The following is a 22,533-nucleotide window of genomic DNA, read 5'->3' as shown; positions in this document are numbered from 1 at the left end:
ACCTTCCTCTCTCGTTGACGTGCGTACATATCTACCGGTTTAACGCGGCCTTTTCACCCCCCAATCAGGACATCGGCATTTCCTAATACAGCCGTCTCAAAAGCGTGCGGCGGATCATTCGCCCGCGCCCGTAGCCGCTCCAACTCCACCCGCCAACGCTGACGATGGGCCACCTCCCGCAGCAGCCCCACCGCCAGCGCCGTCACCTCCACCTCGCCCAGCGCCACCCGCCGCCATACGTACCGGTGCGCGTCCGGCGTCTCATCCAGCCCCAGCGCCGCCATCACCCAGGCCCGCCGATCCCGCTTGTGATCACCCATCGACCGGCCCGACCACCGACGCGACACCAGCACCCGCCGCCCGCCATAGCCAAGATGTTCGGCCCGGTGCGCCTTACCCCGGCACCACCCCGGCGCCATGCCCTCCGTCGCGCCCTTCGGCTGCACGCCGTACCGCAACCAGTTGGAACACGTCGCCGAGCACGGCTCATAGCGCAGGGCAGCCACCAGCCGCGCCACATGAGCCCGCCGCGCCGTACTCCCGCCATCAGCCACCGTCTCACCGAGGCTCTTGGTCAGGTACTTACTCAGGTAGCGGACCCGCTGATCAGCGTCCCGGCTTCCAGCCAGCACCCCCTGTACGTCGTGCTGCACGCCGAAACGCACCACGTGCAGAGGCTTCGCGTCCTCATCGACACCGAGGCGATCCAGCGCCTCATCCCACGTCGGCAGCACCTCACCCGACGCCGGATCGACGTAGCCCGCCGCATCCTCCGACCACACCGGCAGACGAGCACCGTCGTACACCACCTCATCAGCCGCAGGCCACCACACTTGGTGATAGGTGGCCGCGATGATCTGGCGTAGTTCCGCGCGAGGCAGCGTGCCCCGAATCGCCATGTGCAGGTGAGGAGCACCCCGCTTCTGCCCCTCCACACTCGCGAAGTACTGCACGCTCCACCCAGCCACCCGGCGAAGGTTCTGCACGAACCGATCCACCAGCCGGGAGAAGTGCAACGCATCCCGCACCGCCCGCCGATAGTCGTAGGTGTCCGGATCGACCGGTGCACCGTCGCGCACCTTGCCGTACGAACCCAGCGTGAGCGTGAGGAACATCGACGGGCGATAGGTCTTGCCGTCCGGCGCCGCATACCTCCGCCCCACCGTCGCATCCCGCATCACCCGACGAGGCAGATCCGGCGCGTCCTGGCGCCGCCTGGTCGAGCGCACCCGTTGTGTCTGCGGCCCCGAGTCGGCCAGCTCCACCACATCGGCCTCTGCCGCCCGGACACCCGCCGCGCCGATCTCCCGATCCACCGCCGCAAGCGCCGCGTCCAGATCGCCCGTGTCCGCGCCCATGGACTCAGCCACCTCACGCTGTGCCCGAAGGTCGTCGCGCATCTCGACCAGCCACCGCTGCCCCTCGCCCGGCTCAGCCGTCACAGCCAGACCGCCCGCCCGGATCACCGGCGGCTCAGCCTCCAGATGCCAGCCCTCCCGGCACTGCGCCCGCCGCACCTGACGATTGCGCTTGGCACACGGCGGACACTTGGCCTCCAACGTGGCGCCGCACGGCACATGCACCACGTCCGCGTGACCGGTGGCGATGTCCGTCCGCTTGTGAAGCAGCGGACGGATACACACCCCGTTCGTAGCGGCGATCTGCTCAGCAGCGCCCAAGGTCAGGAGCCGCGAATCCCGCAGGACCCGCAGCCCCCGCCCCGCCTCAACCTCAACGGTCAAGCGTCCCATCCGTCATACAGATCGAGCCCGTACCCCGCGCCCTCATCCAGGGCATCGACGCCACCAGCCAGGTACCGCGTGCCGCAGGCCCGGCACTCGATCAGCGCGAGCGTCACGTCCTGCCAGAGCTGATCACTTTCCTCACACGTCGCGCACGCCAGGTCCACCAGGACCACGTAGAGCGTCACACGGCCTCCCGCACGTCGTCCGAGTAGGCCAGAACCATCCGCCGGATCTCCTCATCCGAGACATACGCCGCCCGCACCCGCACCGGGTTGGGGTCGTTCTCCAGCCGCACGTACGCCACGCCCGCCCCGACGCTCGGGTCTGACGGGTGCCGGGGAATCTGATCAGCCAGCGCGCCCCGATCACGGGCACCGTCGCCTAGCACCATGTCCACCTGCCCCGGCTCATCCAGCCGCAGCGCGACGCGATCGGGGAACAACTGCCGGATACTCAGCACGTCTTTGCGCGGGTCCTGGAGCGCCGCGACCACCGCGATACCGACCGCGCGGCCCTGTGTCGTCAAGGTGGACAGCGCCGCCATGATCCGCAGTTTCAGGCCCTTGTCGGTCTGGTAGGCCGTCAGGAACGCGATCTCGTCAACGATCACCACCACGAACGGGTCACGCTGCGTCGGCTCATGACTGCGCCGCACCCCCGCGTAGCGATCCGCCCTCTCCTGCATGACCTTCACGGCATGCTCCAGCAGTTCCGTACACTCCTCAGCCGTCGCCGCGTACTCATCGAACAGCGCCCGCCCGTAACTCAGCTCCATCCGCTTGGGATCCAGCGCCCACAGCTCCACGACCCTCGCCCGCCGAGCAGGCAGCAGACCCCGCACCATCGACCACAACCACGACCCCTTGCCCGCGCCCGTCGCCCCCGCGATCAGCACATGCGTCCCGTGCACCTTCAGCCGGTACGGACGCCCGTCCTCACCCGCCCCGACATCGACCGTCTCGACCTCTGGATAGGCCGGGTACGGGCGTGCGGGCACCACCCGCGCCAGCGCATCGCGCCGGGGAAGGGTCAGCGTCACCCAGCCCGGAGCAGGCGAGGAGACCCGGCAGCCCACCGCGCCGAACCCATGCGCAAGATTCGCCTGCGCGTCGGCGTACTCCTCATCGCTCTGCCCGTCGAGCATCCGCACCGTGACCCGATCGCACCACCGATCCGAGACCACCCGCCGCAGGTCCGGCGCATACCCGCGCCCCCGCACCGACCGCCCCAGACCCGCGACCGCGACCACGCCGCGCCACTTGCGCCGGTAGATCCACACCCAGCGCCACCAGCTCACCGCAGGCCACCACAACAGGCGCATCCCCGCCTGAGGCCACAGCCCCGCCCAGGTCGAGACCACGCAGACCAGCCCCCCGCCGATCGCCAGCGTGTTATACCAGCCGCCCCAGTACAGCCCCGCCGACACCCCGCCCACCAGCAAGCACGCCACCGGATGACGCCACACCGTCTTGACCAGCCCCGCCACCAGCCGCCACGCCCAGATGACAATGACGACGATCGCGGGAGTCTTGAGCACGGTGGGCGACCACACCACCGCCGTATCAGGAGTTGTCGAGACGACCCCTTGCACCTCTGCCCCCGGCAATTTGCGCAGCACGAACTAAACCGCCCTCTCTGACGAGTGAATGAATTCGTGAACAGCCGCTCAGCGGCCATGCCGAATGCAGGGCCGCCGGAATGACAGATCCGGCGACCCGCACCGCACTGCGAATTAAGGGGCGCCGCGCCTCACGCCGTCAGCGTGCCCCCGCACGCCCGACCGCAGCCAGCCCCGCCATACGCCGCTACCCGGCGTCCTTACCGCCCTTACCCGCCGCGCCACCAGGACCAGGAAGGGTCACCCCACGCAACCCACTCGCCCGAAACGAGTACGCGATACGAGCCCGCTCACCGTCGCCGTTGATCCACGGCGTGACCGTCAGGCCCTCGAATTCGACCGGCACGAATGGCAGCCCCGCCATAGCGGGAGGAACCGGGGGAATCACCGGCTCCACCGGGGAAATCACCTTGATCGCGACAGACTTAGCCGCCGCCTTGAGACTGGGATCACCGTCCATCACAGGGACTGCCCAGATCAGGTCACCCGTCGTCTTATCGCGCTGATAGACCGGGCGATCCTTGGTGCTCGCGTCGAAGTCGAGCACCGGACTTACCTCGCCCACGACATAACAGCCGTGGGGAAAAACGGACTGATGGGATACAGGGATCGGACCCTGTAGTGCCAACGTGTAACCCCTCTCGTCACCCTGTTGAACTTGTACCCGGATAACGAATAAGCGTCACATAAGGTTCCCGAATCACTTATTAGCAGGGCATATCCTTAACGCACCATTAGAGACAACCGCAAACCGATTCGCCACGATTGCCGAATTAATCTTATGAGTGTCAAGCAGGCGGCAGCGCTCCGCGCCGCCGCCCGGCGGGGCGTGCCCGCCCCCGCCGGACAGACATCGGGACCGGGCATGCGGCGTGGACGCCGGTCCCGCCCCGCGCCCGCCCGGCAGGAACAGGCAGACCCCGCCGCCCGCCGCACAGCCCACCCGCCGCAGCCAACCGCACCCGCCGACCAACCACGCGCAGCCGCCCCAGGCCCCACGCGACGAGATGACGAACACCCGCGCGATACGTCATGTAGATGACGCACCCATCGAGCCGTTGAGGTTCACCCGCTGATAGGCCGTTCCGACCACCGGCCCCAACCGCTACGCGGCCCCTACGGGGTGCTTCGCATTGGCGCCGGCCGCTCCACTCCGTAGTGATCATGAAAAGGCCCCGCGGACTCATTTAGTTGATCTTGTTCAGCGCCGTGACACGACAAAGCCGGACCCTCCACCTACGGAAAGGCCCGGCTTTGCTTCCCGTCACTGATACTCGGCAAGCGCCTCATACCGCCGTTCCCTGGGGTGCGTCACCGTCCGGCACGGAGGGCACCGACAGCCAGCCCTGTACGCGCTCACCGCCCCATGATTGAGGGCAGGATCACGGACCCTCATCAACGCCCGATCGAAGCTATGGCGCCAGGTCTCATCCAGCGTCCGCCAGCGCCACCACTGCCGGAGCCCGAAGCCATACTTCGCCGCCACCTTTGCCAGGTCATCCTCTCGACACCCACCCTGCGAGATGTCATGAAGGATGCGCCTTTGCAACTCCCTGTCCTTGTAGGGCGGCACCCCCACATAGAGCGACCGCAACGTCTTGCCGTGTCTGCCCGCCGCCTTAATGACGGCACGGTCGAACTCCCGGTCTCTCTGGCGGAAGACATACACCGTGACCGGATTTATCCCTACCTCCGCGCACACCTGTCTCAAGCTCAGCCCAGAGGCGAGACCATTGATGATCTTGCGTCTGTTGGTCCGGCGATCAAGCAGTAGGTAAGGCATCTCCAACCTTCGAACGCTTCCAATGGTGGGCCGGAGAGATCCACATGTGCCCTTCACCATGCAGATCCCCCCGGCAAGGTGCGACGGCCATAAAGCGCGGGGATGGCGCACCGTCGCACCGGCTCTAAAGATCAGCGGGGAGCCCCGGCCCAGTCGAGGTGAAACCAGACCGCACGACCTATCTCCTTGTCGTGATCGGACCCCCAGCCGTCAGACAGGTGATGAACCCAGTCCAGACCCCGCCCGCTGAGACTTTCCGCATCGGTCGGCCGCATCTTCGGCACGTTGACCGCCGACCCCTGATCAATGACCTCGATGTGGATCACGCCGTTGCCCAGCCCCACGGCAACCGTGATCACCCCATCGGGGTCGCTCCCTGAGTCGCTGTGCAGGACGCTGTTCGTGACGACCTCACTGACGAGCAGTGTCACGGTGTCCAGGACATCCCCCGAGACGTGATGTGTGCTCAGCAGGTCCCTCACCCACTTACGAGCCCGCCCCACCGATTGCCTCTCGCCCGCGAAGTTGCGGCTTCCCACGATGCACAGCCCGTCCCAGCGCTGGAACATCGCCTCCACTGCGCTGTAGACGTCCTCCCGGCTCACAGCGCCGCCGCCTTATGGATGACCTGCGCCGCATCATCGGCGAGAGCGTCGATCCACTGACTACGCCCCCACGAGAAGATCCACCTCTCGCCACGTACGAGAGCGAATACCCGCAGATCCCCCACCGTGCGAGGGATCACCACGCGCGGTTCGTCCGTCCGGGGAAGTTCCACCGCCGTCTCTGTGCCAAGCAAGCTGAGGTCCCACGCCAGTCGGACAAGATGGATGTACCGCTGTTCCAGGCGATTTCGTGTCGTACTGCCAGCAGCCGTAGGGTTACCCATGGATCGCGCACCTCCAGATGTGCGGTCAAGGACCCGCCGAACGAGTCGCGTCGTTTTCGGCGGGTCCGCTTTGTGTGGTTTGTGAATCGTGCGAGCGATGCCGGTTCTAGAAGACTTGTGAGCTTTCGGTTGCCTGTCGTCGCAAAGGAAAGCGCCGTATGAACCTCACCCGCGCGACCTGGTTATTAGCATCGGAGTAGGCAACTCTGGAGTCACCGTTGCGGGGTTGCCGCAACCTAAGTGCGGCAACTACGCCGGAGGGATGAACCTACGTGACAACCGGCAAAGACTTACGGGCGTTGAGAGAGGCCCAAGGCGTTAGTCTCGACACTTTGGCTAAGGAAATCAGCACCTCAAAGGGCCATTTGAGCCGCGTGGAGCGTAACGAACGTTCTGTGACCCCCGCGCTGATATCGGCTTACGAGAGGGTGCTCGGTGTCCCGGTTGCCGCACCCCCTGGTGCTAACGATGCCTCCCCGTCAGCCGGTACCGTCGATGCTGTGAGGCGAAGAGACTTGCTTAGTGCCATCGCAGCGGCATCCATGGGGGTCGCAGCACTAGAGCCACTTGCCCGCCTGTTCGACGGGCTCACGGGAACCGGAACACTGCCTGCCCGCGTCGGTCTAGCCGAGGTCGAAGCTGTCGAGAAGGCAGCCGAACTGTACATGAGCATGGACCTCGCCCGTCATGGCGATGTAGCCGCCGCGATGGCGCGAGGAGCACTCACGTGGGGGGTCGGCCTCCTAGACCAAAGCATGTCACCGACTACACAGGAGCGGCTGTTCTCCGCTGTCGGCCTACTGAGCGACCGTCTAGGGTGGGCAACCTACGATGCAGGCGCCTCACCAAAAGCGATCCAGTTACTTACCTTCGCCCTCGATACCGCCGCACGCGGCCCTGATCGTGACTTGCGGGCACACATCATGCTCGACCTGTCCACGGTGCTCACCGACATGGGTCAACCAGCAGAAGGCGTTGAGATCCTTCGGATGGCGCTGGGGGATGAGCGAATCAGTTCCGCAGAACAAGCCAACCTGCACGCTGTAGCGGCTAGGCACTGCGGGACAGCAGGACAGCGCGAGGCAGGACTAAGGCACGTTGGCCGAGCAGAAGAAGCGTTGACGCGGGAGGTTCCAGCACTGGCACCTGATTGGGCGCGTCACATCACGGCATCGAAAGGTCATCATGACAGCGCGCTAGGACTCGCTCTCTTCGAGCTAAACGAAGATGAGCGAGCGCGGGACCACTTGACCGCCGCGCTAGGCCGCCTGGACTCCGGACGCACCCGCACGGGTCTACGTTGCCTAACGCGCCTAGCTGTGCTCGACATACGCGCCGGAGAGCATGCGCAAGGAGAAGCCAGAGCACTGCAAGCAGCCACGGGAGCAGCTAACGTCCACTCATCACGCATCACTGCCGACGTGCGGATGATGATTGGTGCCGCCCGCCAGCATGGAATGTCTGACCTGGCGAGAGAATTGACGACCACGCTCGACGCATAACAGAGTTCGGCTATGCACACGTTGCAAGCAATCGCCGATGAAGTCGGAGTTTCCGTGCAAGATGTGTTGCTTGTCGCTGAAGTCGAGCTTGGAGGTCATCCCTTGTACGAGCCTCATCCTGAGGGGGACACCGTCTCCGACGAAGGACGCCGTCTTCTCATAGAGCACTTCAATGGAGGAGCCGACCCAGGTCGTTAAAGATGCCTCCGGCGGGGGTCTCCGCTCCGGGATGAGGGAGGAGCGCGGCGCGCGGGTAGCGGGGTAGCTGAGGTAGGCGCCTGCTCATCCCGCCTGCCACGACCCAGGCAGAGCCCAGCAGTCCGGCGCCTACGGGTCAAGCCCGTCTGTACTCGTTGGCATCCCATGATCGAGGAATGGCGACCAGCGAAGGGACACACGAAGACGGGCTTGACCCTCCGTTACCGGCCCGCTGTCGCTGCGCGATGGGTCGAGGCAGACGGGATGAGCAGGCTAGGCGGAGTATGTGCGGGTAGGCGCACCTTGAACCCCCAACGCCCTTGACCTGCGGAGATCCATAACAATCAAGCGACATTTAGGGGTCATATCTTGGCAGTCGGCTTCCCCGCGCCGTTCGGCCCGAGGAATCCGGTCACCACCCCGGGACGGACAGTGAACGACAGGTCGTCGACGACGGTCTTCTCGCCGTAGCGTTTGGTCAGATTCCGAGAAACGATCACCCCCCCACGCTAGGAATCCGTCGACGATGTGACATCTGCCCTCAGTACCAACATGGGTGTGTCCGTGGTACCGACCTCCGATGACCGCAGTACCGGTGATGACGCTCGGTGCGTTCCCGACTCACGTCCCGGTGGGCTCGAGACCCGCGCGCAACGCCTCATGTGAGAGTTGACCGAGGTGAGGTCCCGTGACGACGTCGACGACGGTGAGAGCCATCGCCAGGGCGCCGTCGATGGCGGCACGTTCCGCGGCCGGACCTGTCGCGTCCGCGGTGAACTCGGGGGTGTGCGGCCAGGACGTACTCCCGAGGACCGCGATAAGAGGGTGAATCGATGGCACCACGTGCGACACGTTTCCCATGTCGGTGGACCCGGCCGCGGGGCGCGGCCGTTCGTGTATTTCGCGGCCGAGCGATGCAAGGCTGCGGTCCCATGCGGCTGCCAGGATCGGATCCTGCCGCATGTCGGCGTATGTCGGCTCCGCTTCATCCCAGCTCCATGTGCATCCCGCCGCCGTCGCTCCTCCCTCGAAGCAGGTGAGAATTCGTCGTCGTGTCTCTTGCAGGTCCTCAAGGGTGTCGGCCCGAACCTCGACACGCACGGCGGCCGCGGCGGGGACGACATTGGTCGTCTGCCCGCCCTCGGAAACGAACGCATTGGCGCGAACGCCGTCGGGGAGATGCTGGCGGAGCAGACCGAGGGCGACGAGTCCGATTGTCGCCGCGTTCGAGGCGTTGTCGCTGGTCGGAGTGGGCCCGCCCGTATGTCCCGCCCGGCCTTGGAACGTGATGTGCAATCGGCACACGGCCTGCGTGCGGACATCGAGGCAGCGGACGTCCTCGCCGGGAGCACCGTGCACCATGAGGGAGAACGTGACGTCGTCCCACGCGCCCGCATCCAGCATGATCGCCTTTCCGCCGCCGTGCTCCTCCGCGGGGGTGCCGAGCAGCTTGATACGGAGGCCGATTCGATCGGCGACAGCCGTCAGTGCGATGGCCGCGCCGACGGCTGCCGCGCCGATGATGTTGTGACCACACGCGTGACCGATGCCGGGGAGCGCGTCGTACTCGGCGCAGATCGCCACGGTCACGTCGCCGCTCCCATAGGTCGCCTCGACCGCGGTGTCGAGTCCATACGCGCCGATCGCGACGTCGAAGCCCGCGGCCTCGAGCTCTCGCGCGACGAGGGTCGACGCGTAGCGCTCCTGGAAGGCGATCTCGGGAACTCGGTGTATCTCTCGGCTGAGTGCGATCGCGGACTCCTCCCATTCCGTCCGGGAGGCGAGGATTGCCTCCCGGACGGAGTTGGACAATTCCGGATGGGAAGGGCGTTTTGCGATGGTCATCTTTCCTCGATCGGTTCGGCGGTGGGGGATTCGACGGTGGATGTCTCGTCGGTGTCAGGTTCTCTCGCCACGCGCATTCGCAGGGCGAGGGCGGAGAGCGCCAGGGAGATCGCCAGGCAGATCCCCCAGACGGCGAAGAACGACAGGGGCGTCGAACTCACCGCGGTCGATCCTTCGACGCTCCGCGTGGTGACGAAGAGGGACATCACCAGCGCGAAGACGGCGCCCGCGACCGCGCCCGCCGCAGTGCGCGCGGTGTTGAACAACGCCGAGGCGATGCCCACGGAATCGGCGGGTGCGTTGCGCACCACGATCGAGGGGAGGACGGCGAGGAGGACACCGGCGGAAAGACCGCCCAAGGCCATCCAACCGATGAACATCGCCGCCGACCCGGAGAAGATGATCATGAGGGCGAAGCTCACCCCCGCGACGACGCCGGCCAGCGCGACGGCTCTCGGCGGGGTGACCCACCGCGCAAGGCGTTCGCCGAGCAGCGTCCCGGCGAACGCGGCGATCGCGTAGAGCACGATGATGGCGCCGGCACCGGCCGGGGGCAGACCGAGTCCGTATCCCTCCCGGGCCGGATCGCTGAGAAGCCAGAGGAAGCTCGCGGTCTGCCCGCCGTAGGTCTGCGCTCCGAAGAGGGCGGATACGACGATCGGCAGGCCGATGCCGCTCTTCGCCAGCATTGACAGATCGACCAGGGGGTTCTCCACCCGGCGCTCCACGAACACCCAGAGCGTGAGCACGGCGACGCCGCCGAGCACCAGAGAGAGGGTCCTCGCCTCGAGCCAGCCCCAGGCGCCGCCGTTCGAAATTCCCGTGAGGGTGGCGAGGAGACCGGCCGTGAGCAGGATCGCGCCCGCCCAGTCGATGCGGCCTTTCTTGCGTACGGTCGTCTCGGGCACGAGGAAGATCACCACCGGAACGCACAGGGCGATGAAGACCGCGGGGAACAGCAGGACGACGTTCAGGTTCTGCGTCGAGGCGTACAGCAGGCCAGAGGCGAGCGAGCCAACAGCCGCGCCGAGAGTGAGGGCACCGACCAGGACGCCGATGTTCCTGCTTGCCGACTTCGCGTCGCGGGAGCGGACGATCGCGAACTCAAGCGGCAGGAAAGCCGCCAGCGGCGCCTGAAGCGCGCGACCGAGAAGGAACAGCTCGAAGGTCGGCGCGAAAGCGACGACCAGCGAGCCGACGGCAACGAGTGCCGCCGCGGCGACGAGGAGCCGCTTGTGGCCGAACATGTCCCCGAGCTTCGCCAGGATCGGGACACACGCGACCGTGACCAGCATGTACATCGCATTGACCCAGTTGAGGGAGCCCGCGCTGACGGAGAACTGCTGCCCGATCGCCGCGAGCAGAGGCGAGAACCACCCCTGCAGCATGCCGCTCCCCAGCTCCATGACGACCAGAAAGCCCACGACACCGAACGGCGATCGGGAGCGGAAGGCGAATCGCATCATCAATGACTCCAGTGTCAGCGCGGACATAGACGCTTCGTCTCACGCAGGCGCTCGCGCACGCCGTCGCGCAGGTTCACGGGGCGGTGCCGCGTGTCACGGTGACGGTGGAGCCGATGCCGCCACCGGCCGCGATGATCGCGCTCGGCGTCGCGGTTGCCCGGGTAGACGAGGTGGGTGCGGGCGTCGATCAGGCCCGGCGTAACAAGCGTGCCGCCGAGGTTCTCCACGTCCTCGCGGTGACCGTATCGCCGAGATCATGATCAAACTATTTCAGTCCGGTTATGTGCTGATAGTCGTACACCAACGACACTAAAGTGACAGTTTATGGACAAAAAAGACATTAATCCGCAGATTCGCGGCCTGGATGAGATCGACAGGCGACTGATCCACGCGCTTCAGATCCATCCTCGGGCGCGATGGGCGGCGATCGCACCAATCGTGGGAGTGGATTCGGTGACGCTTTCCCGCCGCTGGGAACGCTTGTCCGGCGACGGCCTTGCCTGGGTCTCCGGGCATCCGGGGGCTGACGCTCGCGGACCCTTCGCGATCCTCGAAGTGGAATCCCACCCTGGTTCGACCCTTGAGATCGCTCAGGCATTGGCGGCCGACCGGGAGTCGTTCACCGTCGACCTCACAGCAGGCGGCCGCGACATGCTGGTCATCGCGGGCGCCGAGAGCCTGGACGCCCTCGGCGAATACGTCATGACCCGGATGCGTCGGCTTGAGGGCGTCCGCGCGACGCGGACACATCTCCTCTCCTCGCCGTTTACCGACGCGGGTCAGTGGCGACTCCGCTCGCTGAGCGCCGCCGAGGTCGCCGCGGTCAAACGCACGGTCTCGGCCGACGCGCCCGAACCGGCGCGCATCGACTCCCAACTTGAGCGTGAGCTCCTGAAACTGCTCGGTGTGAACGGGCGTGTGACCATCGCCTCGATGGCGAGGGTTCTCGATGTCGGTGAGCGGCGCGTGCGGGAGACCATGGCTTCGCTGGCGAGTAGCGGCCGCCTGACGGTTCGTCTCGACCTCGCGCGGGCGTACTCCGGCTGGCCCGTGCACGCATGGTATTTCCTGCGGGTCCCTGCCAGGTTGACCGCTCGGGCGGGGACGGTCCTCGCCGGCATCAGCGAGGTCCGCCTCGCCGCCTCGACAATCGGCCCGTCCAATCTCGTCCTCTCCGTCTGGATGAAGACGCTGGCGGACATTCAGAGGCTCGAGGTGGCGATCGAGGAGAACATCCCGGAAGTGGCTATCGCGGATCGATCGTTGGTGCTGCGGACGCTCAAGAAGGAGGGGCGCCACCTCGACGCGAACGGGAATGCAACCGGCGATTTTACGCCGCTTCCGATGTCTTTCCCGCATGCGGGAGCGCCTCTGCGATAGAAACCTGCATCGGATGGATCGGGACCGCCATGGTGCGTACGGTCCTCATTCATGACTGTCTCGGAGCCAACTGTCGGCGTGTTCGACCTTTTCACGATCGGTATCGGCCCTTCGAGTTCGCACACGGTGGGCCCCATGAGAGCCGCTGCCGAGTTCGTTGATCGTCTCACGGGCGAGACGATCATCGATCGGGTGGACAAGGTACGCGTGGAGATCTTCGGTTCCCTCGCCGCGACCGGTGCCGGACATGGCACATTCAGTGCCGTGCTCCTCGGGCTGGAGGGAGTCCGGCCCGATGCGGTGACCCCAGCGGAGATCACCGCGAAGCTCGCCGTGATCGAAGACACAGGGTTTGTCGCTCTCGGCGGCCGTCATCGCATCCACTGCCGCGTCGAAGACTTCATCCTCCGCCCGCTGACGGTCCGCGCCCGGCACAGCAACGCGCTGTCCTTCACCGCGTTCGACTCCACCGGCGCGGAGCTTGCCACGGATACGTACTACTCGATCGGTGGCGGCTTCGTCGTGCGTGACGGTGACGAGGAAAACGCCGGACCTCCGGCGGCGCGTCGGCCCTTTCCGTTCCGCACCGCGGCCGAGCTGCTCACCATCTGCGAGGAGACCGGGTTCAGCATCGCCGAGGTAATGATGGCGAACGAACGGGTCCTGCGCTCGGAAACCGACATCCGGCACTTACTGCGAGGTCTGTGGGATGTCATGGAGTCGTGTGTCCGCTCGTCGATCGCCCGCGACGGCATTCTGCCCGGCGGTCTTGGCGTACGTCGCCGCGCCGGGGAATGGGCCGCCCGTCTCGCCGCGGAAGACCCCGACCACGCCAACGGATACTGGCAGCAACGCGTCAACCTCGTCGCCCTCGCCGTGAACGAGGAGAACGCGAGCGGAGGACGTATCGTCACGGCACCTACGAACGGTGCCGCGGGCATCATCCCCGCCGTGCTGTACTACGCCTTGCACTACACGCCGGCCGGCCGGTCCACGACCACCGGCGAAGACGACATTGTCCAACGGTTCCTGCTCACCGCCGCGGCGATCGGCACCCTCTACAAGGCGAACGCGTCCATCTCCGGCGCAGAGGTCGGCTGCCAGGGCGAGGTCGGCTCCGCCTCGTCGATGGCCGCCGCCGGCCTTGCCGAGATCCTCGGGGGTACCCCCCAGCAGGTCGAGAACGCCGCCGAGATCGCCATGGAACACAATCTCGGCCTCACCTGCGACCCTATCGGCGGACTCGTCCAGATCCCGTGCATCGAACGCAACGCCATCGCCGCGGCCAAAGCCATCAACGCCGCGAACATGGCGCTCTGGGGGGACGGCGAACACCACGTCTCCCTTGACCAGGTCATCGCGACTATGCGGGAGACCGGTGCGGATATGAGCGACAAATACAAGGAAACCGCCCGCGGCGGCCTCGCCGTCAACGTCGTCGAATGCTGATCGGCGCCAATACGCCCCAGCCGGATCATCAGTCCAGAAGAAGCGAGCCCACATGCACTCCCGTACCGTGTTCAAGAACGGTGTCGTCTTCGATGGCACGTCCGTCTCCGACGCCGATGTCGCCGTGGCCGGTGACCGCGTCGTCGCGATAGGCGTGGACCTGGATGGCGACGAGGTCGTCGACTGCACCGGAATGTCGATCGTTCCGGGCCTGTTCGACTGTCACGTCCACGTGATGGCGCGCGATCTCAACGTCGCGCGCACCGAACAGCAAGCCTTCTCGCTTCAGTACTTCGAAGCCGGTCGCAATCTGTCCCTGCTACTGGACCAGGGCATCACCTCCGCGCGAGACGCTGCGGGGGCGGACCTCGGCATCAAGCAGGCGATCGAGCGCAAGCTCATCGAGGGGCCGCGGCTGCAGATCGCCATCGTGATGCTGTCACAGACCGGAGGGCACAGCGATCTGCATCTCCCATCGGGCGGAGAACGCTCGGTGCCGATGATGCTCGAGCATCCCGGCCGACCACGCTCGATCATCGACGGCGTGGACGGCCCCGGCGGCGTTCGGCGTGGCGTCCGGGAGGTCCTGCGCGCCGGCGCCGACGTGATTAAGATCGCTACGACCGGCGGGGTCATGTCGCTGGGAGACAATCCTCGGCATTCACACTTCCGTGACGACGAGCTCGCAGCCATCGTGGCGGAGGCTGCGGCAGCCGAAACCTACGTCTTCGCTCACGCGCAGGGGACCGAGGGGATCAAAGCGGCATTGCGTCACGGGGTTCGCTCGATCGAGCACGGCTACTATCTCGATGACGAGGCGGTCGCCCTCATGCTGAAGAACGAGGCCTGGCTGGTCCCGACGCTCTCGGCGACGCGTGCCATCATCGATGCGGCGGCAAGCGGGGTGCCGATACCGGCCGAAAGTCTCGCGCTCGCCCAAGAGGCGCTCGAGGCTCACCGCGCGAGTTTCGCGCTGGCGGTCAACGCCGGCGTGAAGATCGCGATGGGAACGGATACCCCGCCGTACTGGAGCCCGTCCGCCAGTAACCTGGACGAGCTGGGACTCATGACCGAGGCGTCCTCCATGTCGGCGATCGAGGCGTGGCGAGCCGCGACGTCGAGCGCGGCGAAGCTGCTCGGGCACGACGATCTCGGCGTTATCGAGCCGGGCGGGCTGGCTGACATCGTCGTCGTGGACGGCGACCTGCTCGATCTTCGAGACCTTCGCGGCCGGATCCGTCAGGTGTGGCTCGCGGGTGTTCGCGTCCGCTGAGAACTCGTACAGGGAACGGATCCCCGGCGGGGATCCGTTCCCTGTACTAATCCGAGCCGGTCAGGAAGGCCGCGATCAGCGCGGCGGCCGATTCGGGTCGTTCGTTCTCCCATGCGTGACCCGCGTCCGCGAGCTGCAGAACGCTGGCGCCGGGGATCTCGTCCGCCATCGCCAGGACGTCGGCGACCCGTATCGTTGCGTCCCGTCGACCGTGCACCACGAGGGTCGGCGACGTGACGGAGCCGAGAAGGCCACGCGTGTCGAACCCGCGCGTGGCGGCAAACCGTCGCACGAGCTGCTCGCTCGCGGACTCCGGCGTCTCCCCTTCCGAATCCCGCGGTCTCGCAGCGGCGCGGCCGACGGCGGGGGCCATCTGAGCCAGAAGAGCTCGGGCTCGCGCGTGATCGCCCGTTTCAAGCGCCCCGAGAAGGGCACGGACGCCGTCAGGAAGCCGGGCGGGATCGAAGGGGAACCGATTCGTGGAGCCGAGGATGAGCCGGTCCAATCGATTCGGATGCCGCAGTGCGAACGCCTGCGCGATCATTCCCCCGTAGGAGGTGCCCAGGACGTGGGCCTGGTCGAAGCCGAGAGCTGAGATCAGCGCGGCGAGATCGTCAGCGAGATCGTCGATCGTGTACGGCTCCGGGGCGAAGACGCTGGCACCCCGATCGCGCTGATCGTACGTTACGACCGTGAACGTGTCGATGAGGTAACGGCGGAATGCGTCGAAGAGGTCCTGCCCGATCTGCAGTCCGTGGACGAGGACAACCGGGGGCCCCACTCCGTCGATCCGGAAGGAAGTGCGGCCACCGTTGGTAACGGTGACCGAACCCTCACCTTCGGTCACCGTCTCACCAGATCTTGCGCTGGCGTGCGTCCGCGACCAGATCAGGGGCGGGGATCAACGCCTTCGACCCGACCGTCGCGAGCGACTGCAGCGAGAAGTGGAAACCGAAGTCCTCCGCGACGAGCTTGCGCCAGGGGCGGTTGACGATGTTGTGCGTCGCCCATCGTGCGAATCGCGGCCGCTTCATGATGTCGCGCGCGAGCTCCCATGCCTTGGGCAGCAGTTCCTCGCGGGGCAGGACGTCGCTCACGAGCCCGTACTCAAGCGCCTTGGGTGCCGGGATGGAGGTGCCCCCGTAGATCGCGTAGGCGGCGCGCTTGCTCCCCATGAGATGCTGCAGCGCGAGCGCGAGACCGTCACCGGGGGCGGTGCCGACCATGAAATGGGGATCCATGAAGTCCGCGTCCTCGGCGGCCAGGGTGACGTCGCACATGAGTGCGAACTCGGTGTGAATGCCTGGCCCGTTCACCGCGGCGATCGTGGGGATGTCGATGTTGTTGACGAAGTTCTCGATCAGCTTCCAGGCGTCGATCGTCTGCTGGAAGATGAAGTCGGGCTCCTCCTCGACCAGCGGCTTCGGCCACGTCTGTCGCGGGTCGCCCTGGAACCAGGTCTCGCCCGTGCCGGTGATGATGAGCACGTGGTTCTCGGAGTCGTTGCCCACGTCCTGCCACACGCGGCTCCACGCGTTGTGGGCAGCCCAGTTGTGGACGTACGGTCCGCCGTCGGTGTGGAGCCGCAGCTCGATGATCCCGTTCTCGCGACGCATCTTGAAGAACGCCGCGTACCTCTCGGAGTACTCCTCAAACGTCGTGGGGGGCACGTGACCGGCCCATCCGAAGCTGGACGCATTCGCCATCATGGCTCCTTTCGCCGAAGCGAGCCGACCTCGCTCGTTAATGAGACAAAGTATCTCTTTAACTGCGGTCGGTCGGTCTCCGCCACGCGGTGCGCAGAGAACGGTACTTGAACGCGCGCCCGCGAAGATTTCGCGACCTATACGGCACCTCCTTGCCGCAAACCGGCGAGGACCATGCCGACGATCTTGTCCGCGTCGTCTCTGGTGAATGGTCGAGTCCGGCGGACAAGGAACCACTGCACAGGTCCGGCGAGCATCATGTTCACGAAACGCGCATCGACGGCCGGAAGCTGACCAAGGGCCGCTGCCGCATCGAGCCGGAGTTGCAGATCATCCGTGCGCCGCTCAAGGAGTTCCAGGCCTATCTCGCGCAGGCCGTCGCTCTCGTCGGCCTTCCGCATCAGGATTTGCAGGACCGCGCGACCTTCCGGAGTGGCGGAGGCCTCGGCGAAGGCACAGACGAACGCGACCAGATCGTCGTGGATGTCACCGGAGTCGCGGAGGGGGACAAAGGTCTCCGCGAACCGCGCGAGTATGTCGCGGAACAGGTCCCCTCGATTCGGCCAACGTCGGTACACCGTCGCCCGAGCGACCTGTGCTCGCGCGGCGAGGTCCTCGTACTGGAGGCCGTCAACCCCCTTCTCGGCCAGGATCTCGAGCGTGGCCGCCCACAGACGCTTGCTGACCAGCCGCGTGCGGCCCCCCGGCCGGCGTGCCGGTTGTAGTTCTGCACTCATTCTCGTCGCATCGACGCGGATCCGGCCCACCTGCGTGTTCTGTCGACCGGCACGGCCGCATCGATGACTCTCCCTCCGCTTCTCGTCGGCGACTCCCGATCGTAGTGACCAGACGATCATGCAACGATGTCGCCCGAAACGTTCGCAAGATGCTCAATCCCGGCAGTTTCCCGCGTCGAGTCGCCAACCATGGCCACTTTCCTGCAAACGCTAGGGGCGTTAGCCGGGCAGGCCGACAATGTCCGGAATCTCAGATCGATGCCCCGATCGAGTCCAGATTCAGGGAAGTGGCCATGACTCAGACACCCACGAGCCTCTCCGAGACCGAGACTCCAGGCAGCGGGTGGAGCGGTCGGATCCTCTGGTGGGTCACCATCCTAATCGTCGCCAACACGCTGGTTGACACGGTCGTCGTCGCACCATTGCTCGTGCTGCCGCAGATGTCGGAGTTCTTCGAAACCGACCAGAGCGCGTGGCTCAACGCCAGTGCGATCCTCGCCGGCGCGATGTGGGCACCGCTCCTCGGCAAGAGCGCCGATGTCTTCGGCAAACGCCGAATGCTCGTCCTCGCACTACTCGTGGGCGGCATCGGCGCGCTGGTCTGCCTCCTGGCCCCCAACATCGGGATCTTCCTGGTCGGCCGCGTGATTCAAGGCGCCGCCGTCGGCTCCGTGTTCATCACCGTCGTGTTCATCCGCCAGGTCTTCCCGCCCCGCGTCGGTATGACGTCCGTCGGCATCGTCACCTCTGGCTCCGCGGTCCTTGGCATCGTCTCGCCCTTCCTCTTCGAGATCGTCGTAGGTGCGTACGGTTTTCGCTCGGTCTTCGTCGTGTCCGCCGTGCTCGCGTTCCTCGCTGCGCTGACCGTCCGCATCTTCTTGCCCGAGTCGCCGATCAAGGTGAGAAGCCGCGTGGACGTCGCCGGCGCCGTGCTTCTCGGGACGGGCCTCGCGGGCATCCTGGCGTACATCAGCCTGGGCCATGACCTGGGCTGGATGAGCGCCGGCATGATCGCCCTGCTTATTGTCGGGATCGTCCTCCTTGGCGCATGGGTCCTGACGGCGCTGCGCCTGCCCGAACCCGTCATCGATCTGCGGATGCTTACTCGTCCTGTCGTAGCCACCCTGGTGGTCGTTGTGCTCGGTGCCGGCGCCTACCAGGCACTCCTTCAGCTAGTCGGGCTGATCGCACAGACCCCCGTGGACGAAGGGCTGGGGTACGGGCTCGCCGGCGCGTCGGGGGCGCTCGGCTTGCTCTTCGCCGTGCCGTCCTTCGGCGCCATGACAGGCGGGATCCTCGCCGGATGGCTCGCCGGACGGATCGGCCCAGCCCGCACACTCGCCGGCGGAATGGTCATTGGCACATTCGCCACACTCGGGCTGCTGTTCTCCACCTCCGTTTTCCTCCCCGCCGTCATCTCCGCCGGACTCCTCGGCTTCACCGCCGGGGCCGTGGTCACCTCCGGGTTCAACCTGTCGACAACCCTGGTGAGCGAGGAGAAACAGGGAATCGTGGCCGCTCTGGTCCAGGTAATGCTTGGTGTCGGCGCTGTGATCCTCAACATCATCGGAGGAAGCATCCTCCGGGCGACCTCCCTCACCGGCAACGGCGAGCCGGTGAACTCCGCGGCGGGAGTCTCCCTCTACATCCTCGTGATGCTCGTGCTGTTCGCCGTCGCGACCATCGTCGCGCTGGCGATCTCCCGCCGTCGACCACACGACCGTGGCACAACGCACGGAAACGCGGCCCAGCCCGCCTGAGCCCTGCCCGCGACAAGAGCATCCTCGGAGATGCGGACAGACATACCGCCCTCCGTCAGCTCCATAGCCAGGTCAGCCGCGGCAGCGTTCGTACCCTGACAACCCTCTGCGCCGAGACGCCTTATCGTGCCCGGTCGACGTGGACCCGGATTCTGCGCCCAGAAGTACGCGCGGCTGTTCATCGACGAGATCGACGACGCGTTGACGCCGGCCGAGCACACCCAGGACCAACGAGTCGAGCACCCTTCCTAGGCTCGGTCGACCGTCTCAATAGCCCCTGAGCGACGAGCCGCTCGCGCAGTACGAGGAACTCGAAGCTCAGTACCCCGATCGCCGCGACCCGGCAGGACCAGGAACCGAAGGACACACCCGACGACGAGGTAAAGCAAGGACAAGGTCCGTTGCCCGCTTCGCGCCAACCCAAAAGTCGTTCCACGGATTACGCCCTCGCGTTAACCGGTCGCTCATGGGGGCACGCGAAGAGGATGCCTGAGGAAGCGAACCAGACACCGCCGGGTCAGACGCAGGATTATCCAGGGAGCAGCGGGCAGATGAGCCCCGAGCCACAGGACGAGATGCGTGATTACGAGGGCCGGGGCCTGCTCAAGGGCAGAAAAGCCCTGATCACCGGGGGTGACTCGGGGATCGGCAGAGCCGTGGCCGTCGCCTTCGCCAAGGAGGGAGCCGACGTCGCGATCGCCTATCTGAGCGAGCACGAGGACGCCGAGCACACCCGCGAGCTGGTCGAGCGGGAGGGGCGGCGGTGTGTTCTGCTGCCGGGTGACCTCGGCCGGGCCGACCACTGCGCCGAGGTGGTCGAGCAGACCGTCAAGGAGCTGGGCGGGCTCGACCTGCTGGTCAACAACGTCGCCTATCAGGCGCCGGTCGACTCGCTCGACGAACTCGACGACGCGCAGTGGGAGCACACCTTCGCCGTCAACATCCACAGCTACTTCCGGGTCACCAAGGCGGCCCTGCGGCACATGGGGGACGGCTCGGCGATCATCAACACCTCGTCGATCAACGGCCTGCGCGGCAACAAGACCCTGATCGACTACGCCGCGACCAAGGGCGCGATCAACGCGTTCACCATGTCGATGGCGCAGAACCTGGTCGACAAGGGCATCCGCGTCAACGCGGTGGCGCCGGGCCCGGTGTGGACGCCGCTGATCCCGGCCACTTTCCCGGAGAAGAAGGTCGACGAGTTCGGCAAGCAGACTCCGATGAAGCGGGCCGCCGACCCCGACGAGATCGCGCCGTCGTATGTGTTCTTCGCCTCGGGGCGGCTCTCGTCCTACTACACGGGTGAGGTGCTGGCGCCCATCGGTGGCGAGACCCTCCCGGGCTGATGGCCGAGCTACGCCCCAGTAATCCGGCCGAACCGGGCATCACCCGGAGAAGACGCGGGCGGTCGTTCTCGTACGAGTACACCGGCGGCCGTCCGGTGAAGGATCGGCGCACCCTGAACCGGATCAGGAGGCTGGTCATCCCGCCCGCCTGGCGCGAGGTGTGGATCTGCCGCGACCCGAACGGCCACATCCAGGCCGTCGGCACCGACGCGGCCGGGCGCCGCCAGTACCGCTACCACGACGTCTGGCGCGAGGAGCAGGACCGCGCCAAGTTCGAGCGCGTCGGGAAACTGGCCGAACGGCTGCCCGACTTCCGGAAGAGGGTCCAGGCCGACCTCGACACGAAGGGCCTGACCAGGGAGCGTGTCCTGGCGGCGGCGGCCCGGATGCTCGACATCGGCCTGTTCCGCGTCGGCGGGGAATCGTATGAGTCCTTCGGCCTGGCCACCCTCCGCATGGAGCACGTGACCTGCACGAAGGACCGGGTGACCTGCGCCTACCCCGCCAAGGGCGGCAGGCCGCGCGAGGTCGAGATCACCGACCCGGACGTCCGCAGGGTCGTCGCCGCGCTGCGGAGGATCTCCGACAAGGGCGAGTTGCTGCGCTACGAGCACGACGGCGCCTGGTTCGACGTCAGGAGCGAGGACATCAACGACTACCTGCGCGACCGCTTCGGGACCGAGGTGAGCGCCAAGGACTTCCGTACCTGGCACGCCACCGTCTACGCCGCCGTGGGCCTGGCCGTCTCGAAACGGGTCCGCACCCGGACCGGCCGCCGGCGGGCGGTCGCCCGGGTCGTGAAGGAGGTGGCCGAGTATCTCGGCAACACCCCGGCGGTCGCCCGCGCCTCCTATGTGGATCCCCGGGTCATCGCCGCGTACGAGAAAGGAAAGACCATCGAACGCGCGCTGACGGATCTGGGCGAGGCTGACGGCCCGGCCACGCACGGTCCGGCCGAACGCGCGGTCATCGCCCTGCTGAAACGAGGAGGGTAGCCGCCGCGATGACGGCGCGGCGGACCACATCGATCGCGTCGTCCGGGAGGCGGGCGGTTGTGACGGCGTTACCGCGGAGTGGTCACCCGGTAGAGCAGGAGGGCCGTCAGCGCCCAGGCCGCTGTGGCGATCGTCAGGGCGAGCCAGGCGGGAAGGCCGGTCATCGCCGCCCAGACGCACACGGCGAAGACGATCATTCCGACCGCGCCCAGCGTGGCGCCCTTCGCGTCCTGGGCGGCCGGAGCGCGCTGTTCCTCCTTTTCCTGGATGAGGGTCAACGTGGCAGGCAGGATGGCGGGAAACGCCAGAAAGACGCCTCCGGCCAGCGGCCCGAAGTAGTGGCCGACCAGACCGGCCGCCACCGAGATCACCGCGCCGAAGGCGAAACGCACGGCCAGTCCGCGAAGCGAGATGGTGCGGATCTTCGACGGCTCCGGTTCGATGCCGCTCATGAGACCACCAGCCATCCGCCGAAGGCGACGACCGCCCACACGACCAGCGCCGACGCGGACCCCTTGAGCGCACCCCACCTGCGTACGAGCGGCACCGCCAGCAGGCAGTAGACCACCATCGCCACCGCACCGGCGATCATGCCCAGCGCGGAGCGGGCCAGCGCGAGGTCCCCCTCGCTCAGCACCGTGATCGTCATCCCGGCGATGGCCACGGCGGGTGCGGCGGCGAAGATGCCCGCGAACCGCTTCGGCTTGGTGATCTCTCCGAGAACCGCGAAGACGGCCACCAGGACACCGCCCAGCAGTCCACGCGCCGCCAGTAACCACACCTGTTCCATGATCGTCCTCCTGTTCTCAGGTCCGGGTACGGTCCCGGACCACCCGGA

General features: G+C 66.5%; 21 protein-coding genes and 3 pseudogenes. 8 read left to right on the top strand and 16 right to left on the bottom strand.

Translation table 11 applies throughout. The features are described 5' to 3' along the window. Positions 1–53: 53 nt before the first annotated feature. From ACFY3D_RS11910 to ACFY3D_RS11885, 6 genes are all read right to left on the bottom strand, one after another. Positions 54–1,742: a replication initiator gene (locus ACFY3D_RS11910; RefSeq protein ID WP_389978103.1), complete on the bottom strand. Its 1,689-nt coding sequence runs from the start codon at positions 1,740–1,742 to the stop codon at positions 54–56. After that, positions 1,739–1,930, bottom strand: coding sequence for a hypothetical protein (locus ACFY3D_RS11905; protein ID WP_389978100.1), 192 nt, complete (start codon positions 1,928–1,930; stop codon positions 1,739–1,741). The genes ACFY3D_RS11910 and ACFY3D_RS11905 overlap by 4 nt, the downstream gene beginning before the upstream one ends. Continuing rightward, positions 1,927–3,300, bottom strand: coding sequence for an FtsK/SpoIIIE domain-containing protein (locus ACFY3D_RS11900; RefSeq protein WP_389978097.1), 1,374 nt, complete (start codon positions 3,298–3,300; stop codon positions 1,927–1,929). Before ACFY3D_RS11900 ends, ACFY3D_RS11905 begins: the two co-directional genes overlap by 4 nt. A 250-nt stretch (positions 3,301–3,550) precedes the next feature. Then, positions 3,551–3,910 carry a plasmid replication, integration and excision activator gene (locus tag ACFY3D_RS11895; RefSeq protein WP_389978094.1) on the bottom strand — a complete coding sequence of 120 codons (360 nt, stop codon included), beginning with the start codon at positions 3,908–3,910 and terminating at the stop codon, positions 3,551–3,553. A 717-nt stretch (positions 3,911–4,627) separates the two neighbouring features. After that, positions 4,628–5,146: a hypothetical protein gene (locus ACFY3D_RS11890; RefSeq protein ID WP_389978091.1), complete on the bottom strand. Its 519-nt coding sequence runs from the start codon at positions 5,144–5,146 to the stop codon at positions 4,628–4,630. A 131-nt stretch (positions 5,147–5,277) separates the two neighbouring features. Then, entirely contained in the window at positions 5,278–5,751 is a 474-nt protein-coding gene (locus ACFY3D_RS11885; protein WP_389978088.1) for an ATP-binding protein, read from the bottom strand. Between the two features lie 556 nt (positions 5,752–6,307). On the opposite strand from ACFY3D_RS11885, the pseudogene ACFY3D_RS11880 reads away from it, so the two are divergent. Continuing rightward, positions 6,308–6,472 (top strand): annotated as a pseudogene (locus tag ACFY3D_RS11880) (helix-turn-helix domain-containing protein); the annotation flags it as partial. A 966-nt stretch (positions 6,473–7,438) separates the two neighbouring features. On the opposite strand, the gene ACFY3D_RS11875 reads toward ACFY3D_RS11880, so the two are convergent. From ACFY3D_RS11875 to ACFY3D_RS11855, 5 genes and pseudogenes are all read right to left on the bottom strand, one after another. Continuing rightward, positions 7,439–7,636 (bottom strand): hypothetical protein, encoded by a 198-nt coding sequence (locus ACFY3D_RS11875; protein WP_389978465.1) that lies wholly within the window; start codon positions 7,634–7,636, stop codon positions 7,439–7,441. A 473-nt stretch (positions 7,637–8,109) separates the two neighbouring features. Beyond that, positions 8,110–8,235: pseudogene (locus ACFY3D_RS11870) on the bottom strand (ABC transporter ATP-binding protein); the annotation flags it as partial. Between the two features lie 121 nt (positions 8,236–8,356). Then, positions 8,357–9,547, bottom strand: a complete 1,191-nt coding sequence (locus tag ACFY3D_RS11865) for an amidohydrolase (RefSeq protein WP_389978085.1) — start codon at positions 9,545–9,547, stop codon at positions 8,357–8,359. A gap of 29 nt (positions 9,548–9,576) precedes the next feature. Further along, complete coding sequence (locus tag ACFY3D_RS11860; protein ID WP_389978081.1) at positions 9,577–11,046, bottom strand: MFS transporter; 1,470 nt, start codon at positions 11,044–11,046, stop codon at positions 9,577–9,579. Between the two features lie 41 nt (positions 11,047–11,087). After that, positions 11,088–11,279 (bottom strand): annotated as a pseudogene (locus ACFY3D_RS11855) (imidazolonepropionase); the annotation flags it as partial. Between the two features lie 91 nt (positions 11,280–11,370). Between ACFY3D_RS11855 and ACFY3D_RS11850 the strand changes: the two are divergent. From ACFY3D_RS11850 to ACFY3D_RS11840, 3 genes are read left to right on the top strand one after another with little or no spacing between them, the layout of a single operon-like run. Further along, on the top strand, positions 11,371–12,426 hold the full coding sequence (locus ACFY3D_RS11850) for an Lrp/AsnC family transcriptional regulator (RefSeq protein ID WP_389978078.1): 1,056 nt from the start codon (positions 11,371–11,373) through the stop codon (positions 12,424–12,426). A 51-nt stretch (positions 12,427–12,477) separates the two neighbouring features. Then, a complete protein-coding gene (locus ACFY3D_RS11845; RefSeq protein WP_389978075.1) occupies positions 12,478–13,875 on the top strand; it encodes an L-serine ammonia-lyase in 1,398 nt (465 codons plus the stop codon). A 52-nt stretch (positions 13,876–13,927) separates the two neighbouring features. Next, entirely contained in the window at positions 13,928–15,148 is a 1,221-nt protein-coding gene (locus ACFY3D_RS11840) for an amidohydrolase family protein (protein ID WP_389978073.1), read from the top strand. Between the two features lie 46 nt (positions 15,149–15,194). On the opposite strand, the gene ACFY3D_RS11835 is transcribed toward ACFY3D_RS11840, so the two are convergent. The 3 genes from ACFY3D_RS11835 to ACFY3D_RS11825 all read right to left on the bottom strand — a co-directional run bounded on the left by ACFY3D_RS11835 (position 15,195) and on the right by ACFY3D_RS11825 (position 17,711). Beyond that, positions 15,195–15,995, bottom strand: a complete 801-nt coding sequence (locus ACFY3D_RS11835) for an alpha/beta fold hydrolase (protein ID WP_389978070.1) — start codon at positions 15,993–15,995, stop codon at positions 15,195–15,197. Positions 15,996–15,999: 4 nt separating this feature from the next. Beyond that, complete coding sequence (locus tag ACFY3D_RS11830) at positions 16,000–16,854, bottom strand: enoyl-CoA hydratase/isomerase family protein (protein WP_389978067.1); 855 nt, start codon at positions 16,852–16,854, stop codon at positions 16,000–16,002. A 137-nt stretch (positions 16,855–16,991) separates the two neighbouring features. After that, entirely contained in the window at positions 16,992–17,711 is a 720-nt protein-coding gene (locus ACFY3D_RS11825) for a TetR/AcrR family transcriptional regulator (RefSeq protein WP_389978064.1), read from the bottom strand. 173 nt (positions 17,712–17,884) lie between these two features. On the opposite strand from ACFY3D_RS11825, the gene ACFY3D_RS11820 reads away from it, so the two are divergent. The 4 genes from ACFY3D_RS11820 to ACFY3D_RS11805 all read left to right on the top strand — a co-directional run bounded on the left by ACFY3D_RS11820 (position 17,885) and on the right by ACFY3D_RS11805 (position 21,695). Further along, positions 17,885–19,351, top strand: a complete 1,467-nt coding sequence (locus ACFY3D_RS11820) for an MFS transporter (RefSeq protein ID WP_389978455.1) — start codon at positions 17,885–17,887, stop codon at positions 19,349–19,351. Positions 19,352–19,477: 126 nt separating this feature from the next. Continuing rightward, positions 19,478–19,603, top strand: a complete 126-nt coding sequence (locus ACFY3D_RS11815) for a hypothetical protein (protein WP_389978061.1) — start codon at positions 19,478–19,480, stop codon at positions 19,601–19,603. A gap of 233 nt (positions 19,604–19,836) precedes the next feature. Next, positions 19,837–20,700 (top strand): SDR family oxidoreductase, encoded by an 864-nt coding sequence (locus tag ACFY3D_RS11810; RefSeq protein ID WP_389978058.1) that lies wholly within the window; start codon positions 19,837–19,839, stop codon positions 20,698–20,700. Continuing rightward, the gene (locus ACFY3D_RS11805) at positions 20,700–21,695 is read left to right on the top strand and encodes a DNA topoisomerase IB (protein ID WP_389978054.1); all 996 of its coding nucleotides are present in this window, start codon (positions 20,700–20,702) and stop codon (positions 21,693–21,695) included. Before ACFY3D_RS11810 ends, ACFY3D_RS11805 begins: the two co-directional genes overlap by 1 nt. A 68-nt stretch (positions 21,696–21,763) precedes the next feature. Here the strand turns inward: ACFY3D_RS11805 and ACFY3D_RS11800 are convergent, their stop codons facing one another. Beyond that, complete coding sequence (locus ACFY3D_RS11800; protein WP_389978051.1) at positions 21,764–22,147, bottom strand: DUF3147 family protein; 384 nt, start codon at positions 22,145–22,147, stop codon at positions 21,764–21,766. Further along, positions 22,144–22,485 (bottom strand): DUF3147 family protein, encoded by a 342-nt coding sequence (locus ACFY3D_RS11795; RefSeq protein ID WP_389978048.1) that lies wholly within the window; start codon positions 22,483–22,485, stop codon positions 22,144–22,146. The genes ACFY3D_RS11800 and ACFY3D_RS11795 overlap by 4 nt, the downstream gene beginning before the upstream one ends. Between the last annotated feature and the right edge of the window lie 48 nt (positions 22,486–22,533).

The organism is Streptosporangium sp. NPDC000509 (assembly GCF_042898365.1).
In the GTDB taxonomy this organism is placed as follows: domain Bacteria; phylum Actinomycetota; class Actinomycetes; order Streptosporangiales; family Streptosporangiaceae; genus Streptosporangium.
This window is presented reverse-complemented; position numbering and strand designations above follow the sequence as displayed.

Coding starts and splice junctions, on each gene's coding strand:
- ACFY3D_RS11805 (WP_389978054.1), top strand. CDS start 20,700: ATGGCCGAGCTACGCCCCAGTAATCCGGCCGAACCGGGCATCACCCGG.
- ACFY3D_RS11830 (WP_389978067.1), bottom strand. CDS start 16,854: ATGGCGAATGCGTCCAGCTTCGGATGGGCCGGTCACGTGCCCCCCACG.
- ACFY3D_RS11800 (WP_389978051.1), bottom strand. CDS start 22,147: ATGAGCGGCATCGAACCGGAGCCGTCGAAGATCCGCACCATCTCGCTT.
- ACFY3D_RS11875 (WP_389978465.1), bottom strand. CDS start 7,636: ATGACCTCCAAGCTCGACTTCAGCGACAAGCAACACATCTTGCACGGA.
- ACFY3D_RS11820 (WP_389978455.1), top strand. CDS start 17,885: ATGACTCAGACACCCACGAGCCTCTCCGAGACCGAGACTCCAGGCAGC.
- ACFY3D_RS11840 (WP_389978073.1), top strand. CDS start 13,928: ATGCACTCCCGTACCGTGTTCAAGAACGGTGTCGTCTTCGATGGCACG.
- ACFY3D_RS11810 (WP_389978058.1), top strand. CDS start 19,837: ATGCCTGAGGAAGCGAACCAGACACCGCCGGGTCAGACGCAGGATTAT.
- ACFY3D_RS11795 (WP_389978048.1), bottom strand. CDS start 22,485: ATGGAACAGGTGTGGTTACTGGCGGCGCGTGGACTGCTGGGCGGTGTC.
- ACFY3D_RS11860 (WP_389978081.1), bottom strand. CDS start 11,046: ATGATGCGATTCGCCTTCCGCTCCCGATCGCCGTTCGGTGTCGTGGGC.
- ACFY3D_RS11845 (WP_389978075.1), top strand. CDS start 12,478: ATGACTGTCTCGGAGCCAACTGTCGGCGTGTTCGACCTTTTCACGATC.
- ACFY3D_RS11850 (WP_389978078.1), top strand. CDS start 11,371: ATGGACAAAAAAGACATTAATCCGCAGATTCGCGGCCTGGATGAGATC.
- ACFY3D_RS11825 (WP_389978064.1), bottom strand. CDS start 17,711: ATGATCGTCTGGTCACTACGATCGGGAGTCGCCGACGAGAAGCGGAGG.
- ACFY3D_RS11890 (WP_389978091.1), bottom strand. CDS start 5,146: ATGCCTTACCTACTGCTTGATCGCCGGACCAACAGACGCAAGATCATC.